Consider the following 22,067-nt stretch of genomic DNA (forward strand, 5'->3'; position numbering starts at 1 on the left):
CTCTCCCCCCAGCTATAACGGCAGACTTCGCCCCTGCCGTGCCCTCGGCAGACTTTCGGTGGTACTTGCTCTTGCTCTCTGTGGCTGGAGCGACCTTCGTCTCTGCCTGAGTGGGTTGGCTTCTCTGGGCAGGGCGCAAAATTTCCGTGCGCACAGAAATTTCCCCGCGTGCGCACGCCGATTTTTCGCTTCCCGTGCGGCGAATTTTTTGCGTGCGCACGGGCGGAGATTTTCGCATATACGGAAATCTTTTTTCGTATATGCAGAAATAAATTTCCGTATATACAGAAATTTCCCTCCGCATATAGGGCGCATTTTCAGCGTGCCCAAAAGCGTGCGCCCCGCCCTATCACGCTGGATAGGGCGGGGCGCACGGCTATGTGGGGATAGGCACGGGCCTATAGGTCAAGCGGCGTCTTGGGGTAGAGGTGATCCCACCACTGACTATTGCCCTGCAGGTGCTTGGCGAACCATGCCTGGATCGTCTGCATCCAGCGATCCTGTCGCTCGGGCTCGAGGATGTGGTGGTCTTCACCCGTCACTTCGATGAGCTCGACGGTGCGGCCGAGGATCTTCAGCGCGTTGTACATCGCGGTGCTTTCGCTGGGGGGTACGTTCACGTCGGACGTCCCGTGCAGCAGAAGCAGGGGCGTGTGGATCTTATCAGCGTTGAAGAGCGGGCTGTGCTTGGTGTAGAGTTCGGGGTTGTTCCAGGGGTAGCTACCTTCGGAGGCCACCGTGCTGTAGATCATACCCCAGTAGCCCCCTGCCCAGTAGCTGGAGATGGAGCTGATCCCTGCGTGGCTGGCGGCAGCGGCGAAGAGGTCCGTGCGCGTCTGCAGGTACTGCGTCATGAAGCCACCATAGCTGGCGCCAGCGCAACCGATCTTCTTCGCATCGACGAAGGGATGTGCAGCGACAAAGGCCTTCACCGCACCGATGATATCGTCGGAGGTCTTCGTGCCCCAAGCATTCAGGTGGTCAGCCGCGAAGCTCTGTCCGTAGCCCACGGTACCGCGTGGGTTCAGCGAATAGGCTACATAGCCCTGAGCGGCGAACATCGCCAGGTCGTACGTCGTCTCCAGCTCGCGGCTCAGAGGGATCGTCCCGCCGTAGTAGTAGACGATCATCGGGTACTTCTTCGAGGGGTCGAAGTTGGGGGGCAGGTAGTACCAGCCGTCGATATCGACACCGTCGGGCGTGCGGTAGACGAAGTCCTTCGCAGGAGTGAACTTCACGCCACGGAGCTTCTCTGCCGAGATGTCCCAGATGAGCTTGCTCTTGCCCGAAGCATCGAGGCTGTAGAGGCGGTCGGCATTGTTGAGGCTCTGCCCGAAGTAGTAGAAGGTATTGCCGTGCGAGGCGACACCGAAGCCACGGACGACGTCTTCCTTCGTGTCGATCTGCGTGATCTTATTCGTCTTGACGTCGAGGCGGTAGAGGCTCTGGCGGCTGCCGTTGTCAGCGAGGATGTAGAAGGCCTTGCCCTTGGCGTGGTACTGGACGTGGTCTACGCTGGGGTCGAAGTCGCGCGTTAGGGGTGTGACACGGCCCGTGGGGATATTGACGCGGAAGAGCTCGTGCTCATAGCCGTTGCCCGCGCGTCCGTTGGGGAGCGTATTGCCCACACCGCCGAAGCTATTGGGCGAGCCCATAGCCAGCACGTCCTCCGTACCGGGGATGAAGCTTACGCTGCCGATCTCAAACTGCTTTGTGAAGACCGTATCGATACGGCCCGTGGCAGGCGTGTAGCGCAGTACCGTCGTCTGGTCGAAGGGGCTGTGCTGCCAGTCCTTCGTGTAGAGACCTAAGAGGAGTTGACTGCCGTCAGCGGAGAAGTCGAGGAGGCTCACCGAGCGGTAGCCGTAGAGTACGGGTTCGTAGACTCCCGTGGCGATATCGTAGCGGTAGAGTGTCTGACGATCGCGCGCGCCTGGCTGGCGGTCATCGGGCGAGAGGCGGCGGATGAGGAGCTTATCCTTCTCGGGGCCCTTGACCTCTTCGTAGATATAGATAGAGCGCTTGTCGGGGCTGATCATAAAGCTCTCCCCAGGGATCTTGTCGATCCATACGGTGCTGCGACCCGAGACGGGATCGATCTTCACCAGCTGGTCGCCAGCGCGATTCGAGGTCTTCATCACGAGGACGTCCTCATCGGGCATCCATTCGGCGCCGTAGAGGGACTGCGTCGTGCGAAGGACCTTGCCCGTCGCACCCTCGCGGATCTCCTGATAGCTGACGCCCTTCTTCGGAGCGCGCTCGGTGTAGGTCACCAGCACGTACTTGCCCGAGGGGGAGACGTGGGTGTAATAGAGGCGCTTGCCGTGGGTGAGGTAGTTCCAGTTGATGTAGCGGATGCCATCACTTGCAGCCTTGAGGTCAAGCTGAGGCAGGCCTTCCTCGGGCTCAAAGACGAGCTTGAAGTCCCCACGTGCCTTGTCCTCTGCCGTAGAGAGCACCTTGACGACGAGGTTCTTATTTGTAGCGATGAGCGTCAGCGGCACGGATACAGCAGGCACCGTATCGCTCTCGGCGAGCTTATCCTCATTCGAGCCTAAGAGCGTCTCGCCATCATAGAGCGCATAGCGTGCACGGCCATAGAGCTTGAGTGTGCCCTTGGTGAAGCCTTGGCTGATGAGGGGGAAGGAGTAAGAGGAGAACGTGCTGGCACCGCTGGCAGGCTGGGCGACGGCGAAGAAGCCATTGGATGCCGCTGCGACGGATGTGCCCTTGAGCCCCTCGGTCTTGTAGGAGGTCTTCAGCAGGGAGCCGAAAGAGAACTTCTGGTTGTGGACGTCGACCGAATCGATCATCACGGGACGGCTCACTGCGTGGGTGCCGTAGCTCGTCGCCTTCGTGAGCGTCTGCGCCTGGGCAGTGCTCCCCGCCAGGCAGAGGGCGAGCAAGGCGAGGCTTGTAGTCGTTCGTTTCATAGCGTTTGATAGAATGTGTATGTATGTGTCGTGGGGGAGGCTCTGAGGTGTGCGGCTTTGCGAAGCCCTGCAAGTGTCTCCTTAGGGCAAAGATACGAACTACGGCGATAAAATTCCCTATCTCTTCCCCACATTTTCCACGTAGCGAAGACGGCCCTTCACAAGGGCTGTAGAATGCACCTCATAAGGGGAGGCAAGCGAACCTATATTGGTCGTATTACAGACCTATATAGAGACTGTTGCCGCGAGTCCTGTACTCTGTTTAGAGTGCTAAGGCATCGCACGCCCAGCTCCCCGATATATCTCTTCAAAGTGCTCAAGCAAGCCCTTTGCCTTATCACGAGTATTCCTCTTATCCAGCGGAGGAAAAAGTGCCATTCTCGTGAAGAAAAAAGCACCTTCCCGTAGTGGTTTTTCCGCATCTATGCACGTAGATTTAAAGACCAGGTACGTAAATCCAAATATCCACGTACGTAGATTTATCGTCCACGCACGTAGCCCAAACTTATCTGCCACTCGTCCACAACTTTTATCCCTATGCGGAGCAACAACCTAATATAGGTCACTTCACAAAGCTGTATAGCTTTCTTCGCCATCCTATATAGCTCTACCCACGCACCTATATAAGTCGCCATCGCAACCTATATAGCTTCGCCCGCTGACCAATATAGGTTCATACCACCCTCCAATATAGAGGTAGAGATCCCCTATGACGAGCGGGCGTTTTCTGCACCCTCAAAAGATGGTTCGTTGTACCAAAAGGCAAGGGAGATCTATCTCTTTGCTTGTATATCCTTTGCTTTTGTGAGGAAATGCTACCTTTGATAGTACTAAGATCCACAAACACAAGTCCAATACGCACACTATCATGGCACATTACCGCAGACTCCTCCTCGGGGCTCTCACCCTTGTCCTCGGGGCTCTCTTCATCATCTCGTGTCGTCGTACGGCACGTGTCGGCTTCACCGAAGTCGATCTCAAGAACCTCCCTACTTGCGATTACCTCGTCGTCGACTATCCCCTCAACGTGACGGTCCATGTTGGCGCTCAGACTGCCGTCGCCTTTGACGAGAAAATGCCGAAGCGTATCCGTGAGGATATCGAGGTGAAGGTCAAGGACAACATCCTCCTCATCAGTTCGCGCCACGAGCGCACGGGCGTCGATCCCTTTGATGATGTCCAGCGCGGGAAGAGCGCCCACATCGATGTGTATCTACCCAAGTTCCTCGGGGTAGAGGCTACCTATGCCGCTAATATCTCCGTACCAGACAGCCTCCGTCAGTCGTCCTTCTCCGTCGTCCTCTCGGGGGCGTCTGACCTCACAGACCTTCGCCTCACCGCCGACAGTCTCTCCGTCAGCACAGCGGGTGCCTCGGGTATCCGTGGCTGGGTGAACGTAGCTAAGAGCCTTGAGATCATCTCCTCGGGTGCCTCCTCGATCCGCCTCTCAGGGCAGGCTGACTACCTCTCGGTGAGCCTCTCGGGGGCATGTGACTTCCGTGCTGAGCAGCTCCATACGCGTGCTGTCGAGGCACTTCTCGCAGGAGCTTCGCGCCTCGACCTTGGGAACGTCGATACCATCAGCTATGGCGTGTCGGGAGCTTCGAACCTCAGATACCAAGGCCAGCCCATCGTGATCGGTCAGGTCGTCACGGGTGCCAGCACGGTGAACTCTTCGCTTGCTAAGTAGCACGCGCCTCCCTTTCCTCATCCCCACGCAAAGCGAGGGGGCTACGGACACTGCGTCCGTAGCCCCCTCGGCTTATATATCAGGTGATGCGCTTAGCTCCTTAGTAGCTGATGCGGATCGATGCGGGCTTGCTCTCCTGCCAGAAGCGGTTGATGGCCGTCACCATATAGCGGAAGGTCGTGCCACGCTCCATGCTGGGCAGGATGAAGTAGGGATTGGTAGAGATGCTCATCAGGTAGCGCACGTCAGAGATATCGGGGCGCGTACCTTCGGGGAAGGCATACACGGCATAGTAGAATGCCGTCTCGGGATCGCTGGGCTCGCGGTAGTCATCCCAGAGGATCATATGCCCGTCTTCGTTGGTGTCCTCGAGGATGAGGCTGATGGCGGCAGGGGCCTTCGTCTTACCGAGAGCACCGTGTACCTCGGGAAGGAGTGCACGGTAGGTCTGGTAGCTGGTGATGAGGCTATCGCCAAGACCCTTGTAGTTCCTCACGAGGTCTTCACCTGACCACCAGGAGTTCCCACTGCTATTCTGTCGGCTGAGGGCGAGCTTCTCCTCGAGCTGACCGCCGTCCATCGTGCGAGCAGCGTGCTGGCCGATGTAGAGCTGTGCCTTCTTCTGAGGGGTGTGCTTGCCCCACCAGTGCGTGAGCTCAGCGTAGTCGGCAGCCTGATGACCGATATTCCAGTAGACCTGGGGGACGATGTAGTCGATCCAGCCCTTACGCACCCAGTGCAGGACATCAGCGTGCAGGTCATCGTAGGTCTGCAGGCCCGAGGTCTTGCTGCCTTCGCGTGAAGAGGCTTGGTTGCGGTAGATGCCGAAGGGGCTGATGCCGAAGCGCACCCAAGGCTTAGTCTCGAGGATGGTCTGACGGATCGTGTAGATGAGGCGGTTGACGTTCTCACGGCGCCACTCGTTCTTCTGCTCGGGACGGTAACCTGCCGTGAGGCCGTAGCGGCTGAAGGACTCTTCGTCGTCGAACTCTAAGCCTGCCTGTGGGTAGGGGTAGAAGTAGTCGTCGAAGTGAATGGCATCGATATCGTAGCGCTGTACGATGTCGCGGACGATGGTGCTGATATAGCGGATGCTCTGAGGATTGCCTGGATCCATATAGAGCTGCTTGCCGTGGCGGATGAATAGCTCGGGCGACTGCTTGGCAGCGTGGTTAGGTGCCAGATAAGCCTCAGCGTTGCCTGCACCACGATAGGGATTGACCCAAGCGTGGAGCTCCATCCCGCGGGAGTGGCACTCGTCGATGACGAAGCCCAGAGGGTCCCAAGAGGGGTTAGGAGCTTCGCCCTGCTTACCGGTGAGGTACTTACTCCAGGGCTCGTGGGTGCTCTTGTAGAAAGCGTCACCCTCGGCACGTACCTGGAAGATAACCGCATTGCAACCGAGGTGCTGCAGGAGCGCGATGCGGTTGCTCAGGAGCTTACGGGCTTCTTCGCGAGAGAGCGAAGCGTAGTCGCTGCGGTAGATCGTCGGGAGCCAAGCGCCGCGGAACTCACGCTTCACAGGCTGCTTGGGATCGGAGGGGCGGCTCTGGCGGGAGCTCACACCGCACGAAGCGAGGAGCCACAGCGAGGCAAAGGCCGAGAGTAGAAGGGCGGTGCCACGTGCACCAAGGGGGAGTCTGACGTTCATCGGAGCTAAAGAATTAGGCGAGGTGGATCAGCTGATAGGTATAGAGTACCCAGAGGAAGAAGGCCACGAAGGGCAGCGTGAAGAGGAGGCTGTCGATGCGGTCGAGGATACCACCATGGCCGGGGATGATATTGCCCGAGTCCTTGACACCGACGCTACGCTTGACCATCGACTCGAAGAGGTCACCCCACGTAGCGGCGATAGAGATGATGACACCGATATAGCACTGCTCCCAGCCGAGGAGGAGACCCGTAGCGACGACGGCAGCGATGAGCCCGCCGACGAAGCCTTCCCAGCTCTTCTTCGGTGATACGGAGGGGAAGAGCTTATGACGTCCGAGGGTCGAGCCCGCCAGATAAGCACCCGTATCGTTGGCCCAGATCGAGACGAAGATCGTGAGGAGGATGATCGAGGTATCGGTATCGGTGTAGAAGATATTCGCGATGCTGAGGAAGCCCCCGACATAGATCTGTCCGAAGATCACCTTCGCCAAGTCGGTCGGCATAGCCTGACGCTCGCTGTAGATGCTGCGTACCAAGATGTAGAGCAGGTAGCCAGCGTAGGGAACGAGGAAGGCGGCGTACGCGATCCCCTTGTCTGCGATCTCGTGAGTCGCCCAGAAGAGATAGACTGCAGCCGTAGCGTCAAAGATGCGGCGCAGGGGGAAGAGGCGGTGAGTCGATACGAGGTTCGACCACTCCCAGGTACCGAGGAAGGCCAAGAGGCCGAAGACGATCATGTAGACGAGGTGCTCACGCAGCAGGAGTGCCGCGAGGATCAGGCCTACATAGAGGGAGCCGAAGATGGCTCGCTTGACGAGGTTACTCATTCGATGTTGCTTCTGTATCTGTTGTTGGGGTTGTGGATTCTTCTTCTTGTACCTGCTCCTTCTCCTGATTCTTTTCTTCGCGCTCCAGGATCATTTCGTCGGTGCGACTGACCCAAGGGCGCTTACCGAAGATGTGCTCTACGTCCTCGGTGTAGATGACCTCGCGGTCCAGGAGGAGCTGCGTCAGCGCCTTGAGGCCTTCGGCATGCTCACGGAGGAGCTCCTTAGCACGCTCGTATTCGACACGGACGATCTCGCGAGCCTCTTCGTCGATGAGCTCGGCGGTGCGATCGCTGTAGGGCTTCGTCAGGCCGTAGCCATCACCCTGCATATCGTAGTAGTTGACGTTGGGGAGCTTGTCGCTCATCCCGTAGTAGGCGACCATAGCATAGGCCGTCTTCGTGGTGTGCTCGAGGTCGTTGGCTGCACCCGTAGAGATGCGACCGAGGAAGACCTCTTCGGCGGCACGACCAGCGAGCGTGGCACACATCTGGTCACGCAGAGCCTGAGTCGTGGTGATCTGACGCTCCTCGGGGAGGTACCAAGCTGCACCGAGGGCCTTGCCTCGAGGTACGATGGTGACCTTGACCAGCGGATTGGCGTACTGGAGGAACCAGCTGACCGTGGCGTGTCCAGCTTCGTGGAGGGCGATGCTGTGACGCTCCTCTTCGGTGGTCATCTTGTTCTTCTTCTCCAGACCACCGACGACGCGGTCGACGGCGTTCATGAAGTCATCACGGGAGATGAACTCCTTGCCAGCACGGGCAGCGATGAGGGCAGCCTCATTACATATATTGGCGATGTCAGCACCCGAGAAGCCTGGGGTACGGCGTGCCAAGAGATCGACGTCGACAGATTCGTCGATCTTCAGCGGGCGAAGGTGCACGAGGAAGATCTCCTTACGGTCGTGGACGTCCGGAAGGTCTACATAGATCTGACGGTCAAAGCGGCCCGCACGCAGGAGGGCTGCGTCGAGGATGTCGGCACGGTTCGTAGCAGCCAGCACGATGATACCGCTATTGGTGCCAAAGCCATCCATCTCGGTGAGGAGCTGATTCAGCGTATTCTCACGCTCGTCGTTGCCCCCGAGATTGTTGTTGCGACCACGGGCACGACCCACCGCATCGATTTCGTCGATGAAGATGATACAGGGGGCCTTCTCCTTGGCCGTCTTGAAGAGGTCACGGACGCGTGATGCCCCGACACCGACGAACATCTCGACGAAGTCCGAGCCGGCAAGCGAGAAGAAGGGTACGTGTGCCTCACCTGCTACGGCCTTTGCCAGTAGGGTCTTACCCGTCCCTGGAGGTCCTACGAGCAGTGCGCCTTTGGGGATCTTACCCCCGAGCTGCGTGTACTTAGCGGGGTTCTTGAGGAAGTGGACGATCTCCTCGATCTCGACCTTCGCTTCGTGTAGCCCCGCTACATCATTGAAGGTCACCGAGGTGCTCTCCTTCTCATACAGCTGGGCCTTGCTCTTGCTGATATTGAAAATACCACCTCCTACACCGCCACCTGCGCCACCCGATGAGCGGCGGAAGATGTAGATCCAGAAGATGATGATGAGGGCGAAGGGGACGATATTGGCCGTGAGAGAGATCCAGCGGGAGCTCTCTTCCTTGTAGGCTACCTTGGCAGTTGTGCCGCTGGTGTCGTAGGCTTCGGCGAAGCGGTCGACGGTAGGGATCTGCGTCTTTACCGTGTACTCGATGCGCTTCTGCTCGCGGCCCAGCACGGGAGAGCGGTGGGTGAAGAGGCTATCGGCTGCACGCTTGTTCAGCTGTGCTGTGGCGGTCTTCTCCCCGCGGTCGACGGTGATCTGGGTGAAGGCACCCTGATTCATCATCTGGCGGAATTCGTTCCAACTCATATCCTTATTCTCGCCGAAGCCACCATCCCAGAGGAAGAGCCCCCCGAGGATAGCGAGGATGATCGCGTAGATCCAGAGTTCGTTGAAGCGGAAGGGACGCCCTGACCCGCCGGTTTTCTTTTGTTCTATCATTCGTAATCTATGTTGTCTTGTCGTTTGAGCGGGCAGGCGTATCCGGCCTTAGTCCCACTCTTATCCTAACAAAGACGATGCCATCTTAGTTGCCTGCGGGTGCGCGCAGGCAGAGAGCTGCAAAGCACCCTCCGTAGCCCACGGCTCTTCCCAGTTGTGGGGATAAAGAAAAAAGAGCGACGAAGGGAGTCTCGCTCACTTGATCGCTCATGCTATATACTGCGGAGAGGGCGGGATATGAACGCATCCCACCTATGTTGTTGTATGACAGGTTCTATCTAATCTAGTCAAGCGGGGAGTGTAGTAAAAGTCTAGCAGTTTTCTGACTGACTCTTGACTACTCTTCTGAATGGCTATTGAAAGTAAAACATCTCTCTTTTTCGGTTGACAAAGGTACAGAAAAACGAACGATAAGCAAAGCTTCTCTTTTATAGGAGGTTATGTGGCAGAGGAAGATTCACGTGCTCTTTTGATGAATAAACTAACCAAGTTCTATCTTTTATCAGTCCTATTGCAGCCCCAGTAGACATCTATGAGACTGTTGCCTAGAGTCCAGTCTACTATTTAGAGTGCTAAGGCATCGCACGCCCAGCTTCCCCATATGCCTCTCCGAAGAGATACACAAGTCCTTCGCCTTATCGCGAGTATTCCTCTTATCCAGCGAAGGGAAAAGCAGTGTTTTCGTGAAGAAAAAAGTGCCTTCACGTAGTGGTTTTCCTCTGTCTATGTACGTAGTCTTAAAGACCAGGTACGCAAATCCAAATATCCACGTGCGTAGATATTAGAGCCACGTACGTAGTCCAAACTTATCTGCCACTGGTCCACAGCTTTTATCCCTATGCGGAGCAACAACCTAATATAGGTTACTTCACAAAGCTATATAGAGGAATCAGTCCAAAGCTATATGGCTTTCTTCGCCATCCTATTATAGCTCTACCCACGTACTTATGTACCTATATGAGACTATTGCGCAAGCCCACCTCTTTATCACTCGTACCTCCATCCCTCGAAAATCGGAGTCTTTAGGCTGAGAAGTTCGAAGTAGAAAAGTGTAAGCAATGAAGAGATGGCCTTGCGCAATGGTCTCATCCAGGAGAGTATGGACATCTTTCACCATCAGCATGGAGGTATTCACCTCATGGTTATTGATGGTATTGCCGATCTCATTCGCTCAGCTAATGATGAGACGGAGAGCGTTGCTATAGTCGATGAGCTCTATCGCTTGGCCGGTATCTATAACACCTGCCTTATCTGCGTCCTTCACTTTGTACCTAGTGGGATAAAGCTCAGAGGGCATATCGAATCCGAGCTACAGCGTAAGGCAGCAGGTATCCTCTCTATTGAGAAAGATGATCACCCTGAATACTCGGTCGTCAAGGCCTTAATGAGAGCAGAGGTCGATGAGATGCTTAGGCGACCCGAGGAGTGGTAGCGATGAGGTGTTAGCCCCTAAGAGTTCTGCTGGTTGAAGTTTCGGTCTTTGTAATAAACTTATAGTGTATTATTTGGCAGAGTAATCAACTTTAGGACAGGCGGAAGTCATCTTCAATTGCCTATCTTTGTGGTTGATAAAAGCAAATAGTAATAAACTATGGGTGTATATAGAGAAGCAAAGATAAACCAGCTACTTCAGCTTGGCCAGAAGGGCGGGCTCTTCTTCTCGAGCTGGCTACATGACCAAGGCTATAGCCCTCAGCTCCTTATGCGCTATCGTAAGTCTGGGTGGTTATCAGCTCTATCAAAAGGAGTTTTTTATCGTAAAGGAGAGAGCTTGTCTGCTTTGGGAGCCCTAGCTTCTTATCAAAGTCAAGTATCTTCTGACTTGTATGTTGCGGCTCATTCCGCTTTGGAGTTATGGGGGTTCAATCACTATGTCCCTATGGGCAAGCCCGTCTTGATGGTTGGCATGCGACAGCGCTCCGTCCCTTTATGGTTGAAATCCTCTTTGTTTGATCGTGATTTCAGACCATTTCATTCGTCGATACTTCAATCAGTTCGCCTTGCTTCATTCCAATATCAAGATTGGCTACTCCAAGTATCGGTCCCAGAACAGGCTTTTATCGAGTGTCTGTATTTAGCTCCCAAGCTATATAACTATGTCGATCTTTTCTATATAATGGAACAACTCACGGTGCTTCGAGCAGATGTACTGCAGTTGCTATTAGAGGAAGTCGAGCATTATCGTGTGCGACGTCTTTTCCTTTATATGGCGGAAAAGGCTGGGCACGCTTGGTTCGACGATTTAGATGTATCCCGAATTGATATTGGTTCCCACAAGCATCAGCTGGTTAAGGATGGGGCCTATGTTGCTAAATACAAGATGACTATTCCTAAAGAATTATATAATTATGAATAGCCAGCAGTATCATCAGCAGGTAGCCTTGCTAATACGCATCATGCCTTCTGTCTATAGGATAAAAGAATTTGCTGTTCATGGAGGAACGGCGATCAATCTTTTCCATCAAGATATGCCTCGTTATTCTGTGGATATTGATCTTACTTATATCCCTATTGCTCCGAGGAGTGAGAGCTTGGCTGATATCAATCGCTTGTTGCAGGGCTTAAAAGAGCATATAGAGCGCACCATTCCTGGCATCAAAGTCATACACAGAGCCGATGTGTGGAAGCTACAGTGCGCTTATCAAGGTGCCCTAGTTAAGATTGAAGTCAATGGAATGAAAAGAGGCCTTCTTGGGGAAGCCGATATCCTGAGTTTGTGCCTTAAGGCTCAAGAAGTGTTCCAAGCAAGTTGTAAGGCTCGTATTGTTTCTTATGCTCAACTCTACGGAGGGAAGCTCGCTGCAGCTCTTAGTCGGCAACATCCTCGGGATCTCTTTGATTTTTGGTTGATGCGAAAAGAGAATTGGGAGCAGGTCAAACAAGGTTTGCTCCTGAGCTTGTGTGGAAGTGACAAACCCATTATTGAGTCCTTGTCACCTCATCGCATCAACCAAGAAGAAGCTCTTGAGAATCAGTTCAAGGGGATGACGAGTACGCCGTTTTCCTACCTTGATTATGAAGAGGCTCGCAAGAATCTTGTAGAGAGGGTTCGTGAGAACTGGACAGATAGGGATAAGAGGTTTCTCTTGTCATTTGAACAGGGCACTCCTGATTGGAGCCTTTGTGTCGCGGGTGATTTAGGACGGTTCCCGGCAGTTCAATGGAAGCTTCAAAACATTCAGAAGTTACGAGATAATAATCCAATAAAATTCCGAGAAGAGATAGAGCGCCTTAGCCACTTCTTGGAGCTTTCATCCTAATACAACTTATCTCCATCTGCACAAGTGGAGACCATTGCGCAAGGCCACCTCTTCATTGCACGTACCTTCTTGCCTCGAAAATCGGGATCTTTAGGCTGAGAAGTGGGATGGCTGTCTCTCCCCCTTGCCCCCTCTCGGAAGGATCATCCTCCCGAGAGGGGGCTTTTCTGGGCTATTTGGCGCTCTGGAGCACAAGAAGCCCAGGCATACGCTTCAGATTGTATGCCATAGCCTCCAAGATATTCTGTGTATGCGTTCGCTCAAGCCCTCGGTAGCGACATCGCCCTCCTGAAAACCACCTTCGTATACTTCCGAAAGTACGCTCTATCAAACAGCGCATTTTGCTGGTGGCGTTATTCAGTTCACGTTGGTGCTCTGTGAGCTTCATCCCCTTCTGCACCTTGAGCATAATCCCATCAATCAAGCCGTGCTCAAGGAGACAAGCCGAGTTCTTCTTGCTACAATAGCCTTTATCGGCAAGGACACTAACGCCCTGCGTAAGCTCAGCCTTCTCTATCAGCTGGGGCAATACCACCGTATCGGCACAATTGGCTGGCGTAGTAATTATGCTCTCCACCAACCCTTGTCCATCGGTCAGCACGTGCTTTTTGTACCCGTAGCGATAGTGCCTGCCTTTGCGCACCCAACGAGCTTCCGTATTGACCCCTGGCTTGCGACTTTTCAGCTCATACCGATAAGCCTGCTCTTGGGCTTGCTCTTCTTCGGTGCGCAAGTCTTCTCGGTCGTCCGCCACTTCAATGAGGATACTTCCATCGGGAGCATGCGGGCTATCCACAATGCTCGCATCTACGATAGCCCCTTGGTCAATACGGCTAATCCCGTGCTTCTTGAACATCTTATTCAGCTCGCGAAGGAGCTTGTCCATAATCCCCAAGCGGGTCAGTTCAGCGCGAAAGCGACAGATGGTGCTATGGTCTGGAGCTGGAAGGCCCATATCCAAGAGGAGGAATTCGCTGAAGAGGAGGGAGTCGTTGATCCGTTCTTCGACTTCGTAATCACTCAGGCCGTACCAGGTCTGAAGTAGTAGGATCTTGAACATCATCAAGGCATCATAGGCTAGATTGCCTGTGGCGTTCTGGGTCTTTGTATACTTCTTGTTGAGTAGTGTGCGAATACCTCGCCAGTCAACGCAAGCGCTGATCTGTTGAAGGAACGAGTGCTTCATGCGGTCGCGACGCACCTGTGTATAAACTTGCAGGAAGCTCGGGGCGGATTCTGTCTGCTTAGTAGGCATAGTTATACGACTATTTTATCTATGAAGATATTAATTATCAGAAATATACGCAAATGGAATAGACCTGGATCCCCTCCAGTGCCGTGCAATGGTCTCAAGTGGTTGGTAGCTCCTCTTACCTTATCTTCGGTTTAGCGAAGACGACTTTACTCACAGCTTCTTCCTTCTCGTTGGCTCGGGAAGCCGTGGATTGAGCTAAGGAGGATGATTCTTCTGGCGTAGCTGACTGCCCTACAGATATCGGGCGTGTGTTGCCTCCTCCATTGGGGTGTTGCTGTACGTTCTCTTTCTGCTGTATTACTTGGTCCTCTCCCTCCCCCTCGGCTCCGTCCGTAGGGATGAGGGAGAGGGCTATTTTTCTGTCAAGCTCTGCTGCTTGTGCTTTGAGGTCTCTAAGAGCCTCCTCCTTATTCCACTGTCCGCTAGCCATCGCCTTGTAGATCTCGATGTCTTGTGAGGCTCTGGTGAGTTCCTTCTCGTGGGTTGCCATCACCTTGGGAATGCGCTCGAGGGCGGAGAGAAAGTTTTGGCAGGCTAGCTTGGGGTCGCTGGCAAGTTTACCATTGTTGTAGGTGTAGTAGATGCTTCCCTCTCCCTTGACGAAGAATCGATTGACGGAGCCTTGGAAGAGGTCTTTTGCTGAACTCTCCGTCTTGACGAAGATGTTGAAGCCGTAGATTGATCCAATCTTGTGGTATTCTCCTTGGGTTCGAGCTTTCTTGGCTATTTCTTGCAGACGGGATGCTACAAGCTTCATGTCGCAATTCTCTGGAAGCCCCGTCAGTTCCAGCTTATTGATGGCATTACCGTCTGTGTCACGCTGCACGCGGGCTTCAAATAAGGCCTGATCTCCCTTAGCTTCGGCCACACGGCTTGTGTGGAACTCTACGGAGTGCTCCAGTTCTTGGAGCTTTCCTGAAGCAGCGTCTCGCTCCTTCATGAAGTTCTTACGTTCTGACTCCAGGGCTGTGATCTTCTTGTCAAGTTTTGCCTTCTCTAGGAGGTCGGTATTGCCTGAGAGTACAGCCACGTATTCGGAGAAGTTCATTCCACTTTCCTCGTCCATAGCGCCCTCATCGATGGTTCGTGCACCGAGGGTATTGCTCTTGAGCTGGTTGATGAAGAGCTGCTTGTTGTGTAGGAGGTTGAACTTATAGCTGTCGAGCGATCGTTCTACGGCATAGATGATGACATCGACCGTGTTATTCGCGCACTCCTTGGCTACTTGATTGCCCTTGCGTACGGCTCTTCCGTTGCGTTGCTCGAGGTCCGATGGTCTCCAGGGGGTATCCAGGTGATGAATGGCCACGGCTCGCTGCTGGGCGTTAACGCCTGTGCCGAGCATAGATGTTGAGCCGAAGATGATGCGGATCTCTCCTCGATTCATGGCCTCTACCATGGCTTTCTTCGCTCGCTCGTTCTTGCATTCCTGTATGAATCGTATCTCGGGAGCAGGGATCTTATAGTCTTCTATGAGCTTGCGCTTGATTTCCGAATACACGTTCCATTCTCCAGGCTTGTAGGTCCCGAGGTCAGAGAAGACAAACTGCGTACCTTTCTGTACGTCAAACTTCTGATAGTAGTCCGCCAGCATCTTAGCGCAGTGTGAAGCCTTGTTGTCGATGTGGTCGCTATACTGCTCCTCACTAATCATGCGCAAGTCCAAACTCATTTTGCGGGCATAGTCTGTTGCGATAAGCATCTTGGCCTTTTCCTCACGTTCGCTAAGCGGTTCACGCCCCAAAACAGTGGCATTGCCCGTCTTGGCAAACTCCATCAATCGTTTGATAAAATCCTCCTGCTCAGGCGTTGGTGGAATGTTGTGCAGGATCTCATTCTTCTCGGGACGGTCAATGCCAATATCCTTTGCTGTGCGGAAGTCGCAAATCTCGGCATAGAAGGCAGCAAGCTCAGGGACCTTGATGAAGGTGCGGAAGCGCTCTTTCTGGATGATCTCGTTAGTGATGGAGAACTCGTAGTCTGTGCTCTTTTGGGCAAAGACGGCAGCCCAGGCATCAAAGCTGTTGATGCCTTGTTTCTCGAGGGCTTGTGGGCGCAGATACTTGAAGAGAAGATAGAGCTCGGTCAAACTATTGGAGATTGTCGTGCCGCTGAGGAAGGTTGCTCCTAGGTCTTTCCCTGAGCGCTCTTGGATGGTGCGAATGGCAAAGAGCAAGTTGAGCGCTCGCTGTGAGCCATCAGGGTTCCCTAGACCCGATACGCGGTCGTGGCGGGTATTAAACATGAGGTTCTTGAATTGGTGTGACTCATCGACGAAGAGGTGATCTATGCCCATCATCTTGAAGTCCACGGCGTCATCCTTACGCTCGGAGATGCTGTCCTGGATGTCGTGGAGCTTGGCCTCAAGTGTTTGTTTCCGCTTCTCAAGTCCTTTGAGCATCCCGCGGGAGATGTCTTTGCCTTCTTTTCGGAGGACATTGAGGTTCTCTTCCACGGAGTCCATCTCCTTTTGTAGGATGGCTTGTTGTATCTCGAGGGCCTGAGGGATCATCCCGAACTGCTCGTGCGTCAGGATGATGCAATCCCAGTCGTTGTTCTTGATGTCGGCAAAGATGCGCTGGCGGTTCTGCTTGGTGAAATCATCCTTGCCGGGATAGAGTATCCGCGCATTAGGATAGGCCTTGCGGAAGGTGTCAGCGATATCAAAGACGTTGGCTTTGAGTCCTATGATCATGGGCTTGTTTGCCAGTCCGAGTCGCTTCATCTCATAGGCCGCGGTACACATGATAAGCGTCTTTCCTGCCCCTACTTCATGGTCACAGATCCCCCCACCATTGGTTTTCAGCATCCATACGGCATCTTTCTGACTTTTGTATAGGTCAGGGATGCCGAGACGCTTGAGGTCTAGGTCGGGGAAGCTCTGATGCGCTCCGTCGAAATTGGGGCGCACGAAGCAATTGAAGAGTTCGTTGTAGCGATCGGTGAGCTGCTCTTTGAAGGTCTCGGGACGTCTTGTGAGCCAATCGACAAAGGCTTGTCTAATCTCCTCGATCTTGTTGTTAGCTTGCTGGATTTTCTCGCCATCACGCACCTTGATGGACTTCGTTTCACCCGAGGAGGGGTCGATGATCTCCTTGCTCTTGTTAATGTCGGGAATGGTATTATGCAGAGCATGCTTCAGTAGGTGTAGCCCGTCGTATCGACGGAACTCACCTTGTACGGCGTATTTATGCCAGATGTTACCATTTTTTCGATCACAAGTGATGGTATACTCATCCATGTTGGCGTGATAGGCCACGCGGATATCTGTTCCGAAGAAGTCGGAGGCAAACTCGCCGTACACAGCTGCTGGGATCCAGCGTTCCCCGAGGTTGAAGTCCAGGTCTGCAAAGGGTATCGGCGTTGGGCGTGCTGCCATAAGAGCTGCCAAGCTCTGTTTCCCTTCCTCGTGGTCGGGGTGGTCAAGTAGCCAAGAGGCAAGCCTATCAGCTTTCTCGATCACGTTGCCTGAGATGAACTTATCGGCTACCTCATAGCCACCTGCCTCGGGATTAAAGTAGATACGTCCCTCGAGGGCAGAGATGATGTCGTTATCCTCCATCTCGGGAAGTAGCGAAGCCATGAAGGCGAGCTCCACACTTCCGTACTTGTTGAGCGAGGCTCCTAGAGCTTCGAGCGGGTCGGAAGCAATCGAGAGTTCGGCGGAGGAGAAAGCTGTGGGATGATCGAAGATATCCGCTTTGACGAAGTGTCCATCGATAGAGCGCTCAAGAAAGAGCATCTCCCTCCCCGTGGCATCCATCTTAATGACGTCCGTATTGGCTTTCTTGTTCAGCTCCCCCCAGCGAGCGACGTAGGCATCGTAGAGCCGGTTGAGCTTCTCCCGTTCCTCTTTATCCTCAGCATGGTTGGTGGCCTCATAGTCATAGAGCCGGTGGTAGCTCTCGCGGATCTCTATGTAGGCTCTTAGGCGAGTAAGCTGAGCGATGGGGAGATCTATGGGGTGAAAGGTTGGTCGCCTCTTGAGGTCAGAGAGGTAGCCTACCTGTCCTTTCTGTACGACGATCGAGCCATCACGAAGGTGGCTGTCGGGGGCGGAGAGGAAGGGGCGAGGAGATGTGTCAAAGACCTCCCGATACTCGGTTGTGGGGACCACTTGTCCTTGTCCAGGCTCATCCGTGAAGTCGAAGAGAGAAGCTCCTTGGAGCGTATCGCGAGCAGGCTGCTTGCGCCTGCGAGGTGCTTGGGCCTTAGTTTCCGTATGAGCCTTTAGTGATGAGCTTTCATACTTGGGGGTATTGGCCTTGAGTTCAGCACTCACCCGCCCTACTTCCAGAGTCCAGAGGGTGTATTCTTCTGGGGCAAAGAGTAGATCCTCCTGCTCGTGGCTTGCCTGCATGATGGGGTGATGATCGTCATCAAAGTACACGGTCTGCCCATTCATCTCTCGGGGAGCTTCCATGTCGGGTCGTCGCTCAGGCTCTTCATACTGACGAAATAGGGTGAGTGCCGGGACTCCCTCAGGTGCAACTTCTTCGTCAGGGAGCGCCCTTTGTCCCTTGTCTTGCTCCTCTGTCGGGCGCTCTTCCGCCTGTAGAGCTTCCTTAGTGAAGTGCCCTTGTACGAGCTCTTCCAGCTCTTCTATCTGGTGGAGCTTAGTGGGAGAGAAGTGGAGATCTCGCTCGATGCGTAGCCCTCTTACCCTGACCTCTTCCATCTCATCGAGTGAGATGTTCCCGAGTTCCCATCCATAGCCCATAGTAACTGCCCCAAAGCCGATCGCTCTTTCGGGTCGTACTCCAGGAGGTAGGCGGTGTAAGCTCCAGCGGGGAAGAAGTAGCGAGCATAGGCGGTACGATCACCAAGGAGCTCGTTTTCTGTACTGTAGAGCTGGGGGAGGCTCTTCTCGATGGCCTTAGGCATCAGGTTAAAGGCATCGTCTCTTTCTTTGTCTTTCTTTTGAGCCTCCTTCTGCGGAGATCCTACGGTCACTCCGAGAGCGAGGAGCTTCTTCTCGGCTTCTGCTTGGCGCTCTTCTTCAGTCGTTGCTACTCCTGTGTTGTAGAGCTTTCGATCGAAGTGCTGTGCTACATCCTGAGCAAGCTGTATCCGTAGACTATCAGCCATCTCGTCCATGTCGCCATCGAATTGGTATACCCAGGCAGCTTTCCCGTAGGGGTTGGTTCCCATGGTTCGCTCGGTCGCGATCGTATGCGAGCGGACCTCTTCCCATGAGCCCTCTAAGAGGGAGTTGTGGGAGAAGGCTATGGAGAAGCCATCGCCACTGGGCACGGCTGCGGTACGTACGAAGCGCTCTTCTTCGCCTGGCGTTATCCCCTTGCCCGTTTGCTTTTGCAGGACGATGAGGTCGCTGCCGACCTCGGTTCCGGCATGCTCTGAGAACATGCCTGAGGGTAGGCGAATGGCCGAGATGAGTCGGCTCTGCTCCATCAGATAGCGTCGGAAGATCTCGTTGTAGGGGGAGTCAAGCAATCCCTGCGACGTGATGAACGCCAGGACACCACCCTCTCGTAGGCTCTCCAGCCCCTTGATGAAGAAGTAATTGTGGATGGTGCGTGTTGCTTCCCGCTTGATGCTATCCTTCCCTTTGGAGTAGGCTCGATCATAGACCATGAAGTCACCGAAAGGGATGTTACTTGTGATGAGGTCATACCGGTCCGCTTCAGCGAGCTCACCGAGGGATTCGAAGGGTGCTTGGCGAACCGTGACTTTGCTCTCTCCAAGGGGATGGAGTGCTTGGGCTATCCGAGCCGTGAGTAAGTCCTTTTCGAGCGCATCAACACGGCGAACATAAGGAGCAAAGGTATCGGCAAAGGCTCCTATCCCGGATGATGGATCCAGGCAGGAGTGAAACTCCACTCCGGTCTCAGCTAAGGCTGTGGCGATGGCAGAGACTATGCGCGTGTCGGTATAGAAGGAGGTCAAGATACTAGCCTTGATACTCTCCCAGTAGCGCTTGGCGATCAGAGCATCGGGAGCTTCTCGGTAGATGAGCTGCTTCAAGGCGCAGGTGGGCTTGAAGAGCTCTTGCTCGGACTTTGCCCAGTAGCAAATATCTTCGGGCTGCTCGGTGCGATTCAGTACACATTTGAGCCCTCCGAAGCCTTGGTAGGCGCCTAGTATGATCCGCTCTTCTTCGGTGGCTAGCCTTTGCTCTTTCTCGAGGCGAAGGATGATACGGATCGCTTGGGTATTGGCCGCAAGTACGGCTTTCTTGTTGTAAGGCATAGCTGAGTTTGTGCTTCTGAGGGGGGGGGGATTCTAGAGGTCGTCCGAAAAGTCACTAATGTTCCGCCGAAAAGTGGCTAATCTTTTGCCCAAAAGATTAGCCACTTTTCGGCAGTCTATAAGGCGCTTTCCAGAGGATCGTTAGCGTCTTCTGTGGGGGTGGCTATTGGAGTCGAACTCAAACCCCGTTGAGCCGTCCCCTCGGAGGGTGATATGGGCATTGAACTTCTTGCCCGCTTTGTTCTGAAAGCCTTTGATGAGGCAGGTCCGTCTACTGGTAAGGAGCTCCTTGATGTGTGCTTCTGTGAGCTTTACCCCGCAGATCTCACGGAAGATGTGGAAGTCACACGTCTCGTTGCGGCACTTGATGATCTTGGCAAAGATGCCCACAGAGTCCTGGGCACAGAGCGGGCAGCGGTAGGAGGGATAGGCTGGGGCTTCAGCCTGCAGGGCGAGGAGCTTGTGACAGATGTCTGTGGTGTAGCTTCTGATTCGGAGAGCGAAGTCTTCGGCAGAAGCCTTCCCCGCTTCTATAGCTGAGAGGGTGAGCTCCCAGTTGGCCGTGAGTTCGGCATTGGCTAGTTCCTGGTCCTTGACGAGCTGATAGACGGACAGCCCTTTCTCTGTGGGGATGAGCGTCTTCTTTTCCCGACGGATGAGTTCGCGTAGGATGAGTGTCTCGATGATGCTTGCGCGGGTAGCAGGTGTCCCGAGTCCGCACTCGGCAATCGCCTTGCGACTCTCAGCATCGGTCAGCTCCCGCCCAGCATGCTCCATGGAGGAGAGCAGGGAGGCTTCGGTAAACAAAGGCTTGGGCTTGGTCTGATGCTCCGTGATCTCAGAGTGACGAAGGGGTAAGTGCTCCCCTTCGGTGAGCATGGGGAGTTGTTCGAGGAGCTCTTCCTCGTCGTCTGTCGCCTCTGCTTTGTCCTTTCCTCCGTCTTGCGAATAAGCTCTCCAGCCCAGCGACAGTCTATGTGTAGCCCGCCAACTGTAGCGGTAGGTCCCGTCGCTCAGCTCCGCCTGCATACGCTCTTCTTCGCTGTTGGGAGCAAAGGCTTCGATAAATCGGCTGAGGATCATCTGATAGAGCATCGTCTCTTCTGGAGATAGTCCCTCGGGGGACTCACCTGTTGGGAGGAGAGCATGATGGTCGGTCACCCGATGATCATCGACAGCATGCCGATTAAGCGGTTGGCTAAGAGTGATACCTAGCTGATGGAGTAGGGTGGGGATCGTCTCGAAGACATCTTCGCTGATGTAGCGACTCCCGGTGCGTGGGTAGCTTATGATCTTCTTTTCATAAAGAGCTTGGGCTAGCGAGAGGGTCTTGTCGGCCGAGAAGCCGTGCTTGCGGTTGGCGTCTTTCTGAAGTGTGGTGAGGTCAAAGAGGAGAGGAGGTCGGGTCTCGGTGCACTTTTTCTCGACCGATAGGATCTTCAGATGGGGCTGACCACTTAGTATTTTCAGGACGCTTTGGGCAAGGTCCTTGATCTCAAAGCGCTCTTGACAAAGCGCCTTGAGGAGGATGCCGTCTTGCTCAATTGTGGCATGGAGTCTCCAATAGGGGCGGGATGAAAAGCCTTGATGCTCTAAGAAGCGACGACATACTAGGGCGAGTGTCGGGGTCTGTACACGCCCCAGCGAATAGGCTCCACGGCGAGCTATCGAGAGCGCACGGCTGGCATTGATGCCGACGAGCCAGTCTGCCTCGCTACGAGCTTTGCCTGCCTGGTAGAGTGCATCATACTGCTCCCCAGGTTTGAGCTTGGCGAGTCCCTCCCGAATTGCCTTGTCGGTGAGGGAGGAGATCCATAGCCGTTGGAAGGGCTTTCGGCAGGCGAGGTAGGTGTAGATGTAGCGGAAGATGAGCTCTCCTTCTCTTCCTGCATCGGTGGCGACGATGATCTGCTCGGCACGCTCGAAGCAGGATCGGACCACCTTCAGCTGTTTGAGGGCTGTCGGGTCGTCTTCGAAGGATTTCTCTTTGCGGATTTGTCGAACGATGAGCTGAAAGGGCTGAGGGAGGATGGGGAGTTCGTCGGCCTTGTATGTCCCGAGTCCGTAGTGCTCGGGTAGGGCTAGGGTGATGAGGTGACCGAATGCCCATGTGACGAGGTAGCCCTTACCCTCAATGAAGCCGTCTTGCTGGTGTGTAGCCCCTACAATGCGCGCAATGTCACGTGCTACAGAGGGCTTTTCTGCGATGATACAGGTCGTCATGGTCTTGTGTCTTT

Annotated in this window: 11 protein-coding genes and 1 pseudogene; 4 read left to right on the forward strand and 8 right to left on the reverse strand. The window is 54.3% G+C overall.

Going from position 1 to position 22,067, the window contains the following annotated elements; all coding sequences use genetic code 11:
- Positions 1–398 precede the first annotated feature (398 nt).
- Positions 399–2,933 carry a S9 family peptidase gene (locus HMPREF1121_RS06415; protein WP_044115439.1) on the reverse strand — a complete coding sequence of 845 codons (2,535 nt, stop codon included), beginning with the start codon at positions 2,931–2,933 and terminating at the stop codon, positions 399–401.
- An 868-nt stretch (positions 2,934–3,801) separates the two neighbouring features.
- Between HMPREF1121_RS06415 and HMPREF1121_RS06420 the strand changes: the two genes are divergently transcribed.
- A complete protein-coding gene (locus HMPREF1121_RS06420; protein ID WP_044115441.1) occupies positions 3,802–4,623 on the forward strand; it encodes a GIN domain-containing protein in 822 nt (273 codons plus the stop codon).
- A 100-nt stretch (positions 4,624–4,723) separates the two neighbouring features.
- On the opposite strand, the gene HMPREF1121_RS06425 is transcribed toward HMPREF1121_RS06420, so the two are convergent.
- From HMPREF1121_RS06425 to ftsH, 3 genes are read right to left on the reverse strand one after another with little or no spacing between them, the layout of a single operon-like run.
- Positions 4,724–6,274 carry a glycoside hydrolase family 10-like protein gene (locus HMPREF1121_RS06425; protein WP_044115442.1) on the reverse strand — a complete coding sequence of 517 codons (1,551 nt, stop codon included), beginning with the start codon at positions 6,272–6,274 and terminating at the stop codon, positions 4,724–4,726.
- A 13-nt stretch (positions 6,275–6,287) separates the two neighbouring features.
- Entirely contained in the window at positions 6,288–7,103 is an 816-nt protein-coding gene (locus tag HMPREF1121_RS06430) for a phosphatidate cytidylyltransferase (protein WP_009433358.1), read from the reverse strand.
- The gene (ftsH, locus tag HMPREF1121_RS06435) at positions 7,096–9,105 is read right to left on the reverse strand and encodes an ATP-dependent zinc metalloprotease FtsH (RefSeq protein ID WP_044115444.1); all 2,010 of its coding nucleotides are present in this window, start codon (positions 9,103–9,105) and stop codon (positions 7,096–7,098) included. The genes HMPREF1121_RS06430 and ftsH overlap by 8 nt, the downstream gene beginning before the upstream one ends.
- 1,084 nt (positions 9,106–10,189) lie before the next feature.
- Here ftsH and HMPREF1121_RS06440 point away from each other — a divergent pair.
- The 3 genes and pseudogenes from HMPREF1121_RS06440 to HMPREF1121_RS06450 all read left to right on the forward strand — a co-directional run.
- Positions 10,190–10,489, forward strand: a pseudogene (locus tag HMPREF1121_RS06440) (bifunctional DNA primase/helicase); the annotation flags it as partial.
- A 207-nt stretch (positions 10,490–10,696) separates the two neighbouring features.
- Positions 10,697–11,461 carry a type IV toxin-antitoxin system AbiEi family antitoxin domain-containing protein gene (locus HMPREF1121_RS06445; RefSeq protein ID WP_044115446.1) on the forward strand — a complete coding sequence of 255 codons (765 nt, stop codon included), beginning with the start codon at positions 10,697–10,699 and terminating at the stop codon, positions 11,459–11,461.
- A complete protein-coding gene (locus HMPREF1121_RS06450) occupies positions 11,454–12,365 on the forward strand; it encodes a nucleotidyl transferase AbiEii/AbiGii toxin family protein (protein WP_044115447.1) in 912 nt (303 codons plus the stop codon). Before HMPREF1121_RS06445 ends, HMPREF1121_RS06450 begins: the two co-directional genes overlap by 8 nt.
- Before the next feature lie 172 nt (positions 12,366–12,537).
- Here the strand turns inward: HMPREF1121_RS06450 and HMPREF1121_RS06455 are convergent, their stop codons facing one another.
- The 4 genes from HMPREF1121_RS06455 to HMPREF1121_RS06465 form a co-directional block, all read right to left on the reverse strand.
- Positions 12,538–13,620, reverse strand: a complete 1,083-nt coding sequence (locus tag HMPREF1121_RS06455; RefSeq protein WP_052353635.1) for an IS5 family transposase — start codon at positions 13,618–13,620, stop codon at positions 12,538–12,540.
- A 115-nt stretch (positions 13,621–13,735) separates the two neighbouring features.
- Positions 13,736–18,025: a helicase-related protein gene (locus tag HMPREF1121_RS06460; RefSeq protein ID WP_369793567.1), complete on the reverse strand. Its 4,290-nt coding sequence runs from the start codon at positions 18,023–18,025 to the stop codon at positions 13,736–13,738.
- A gap of 254 nt (positions 18,026–18,279) precedes the next feature.
- Positions 18,280–19,830 (reverse strand): Eco57I restriction-modification methylase domain-containing protein, encoded by a 1,551-nt coding sequence (locus HMPREF1121_RS08940; protein ID WP_369793558.1) that lies wholly within the window; start codon positions 19,828–19,830, stop codon positions 18,280–18,282.
- Between the two features lie 141 nt (positions 19,831–19,971).
- On the reverse strand, positions 19,972–22,053 hold the full coding sequence (locus HMPREF1121_RS06465) for a type IA DNA topoisomerase (RefSeq protein WP_044115448.1): 2,082 nt from the start codon (positions 22,051–22,053) through the stop codon (positions 19,972–19,974).
- Between the last annotated feature and the right edge of the window lie 14 nt (positions 22,054–22,067).

The sequence above is a fragment of the Porphyromonas sp. KLE 1280 genome (assembly GCF_000700805.1).
In the GTDB taxonomy this organism is placed as follows: Bacteria; Bacteroidota; Bacteroidia; order Bacteroidales; family Porphyromonadaceae; genus Porphyromonas; species Porphyromonas pasteri.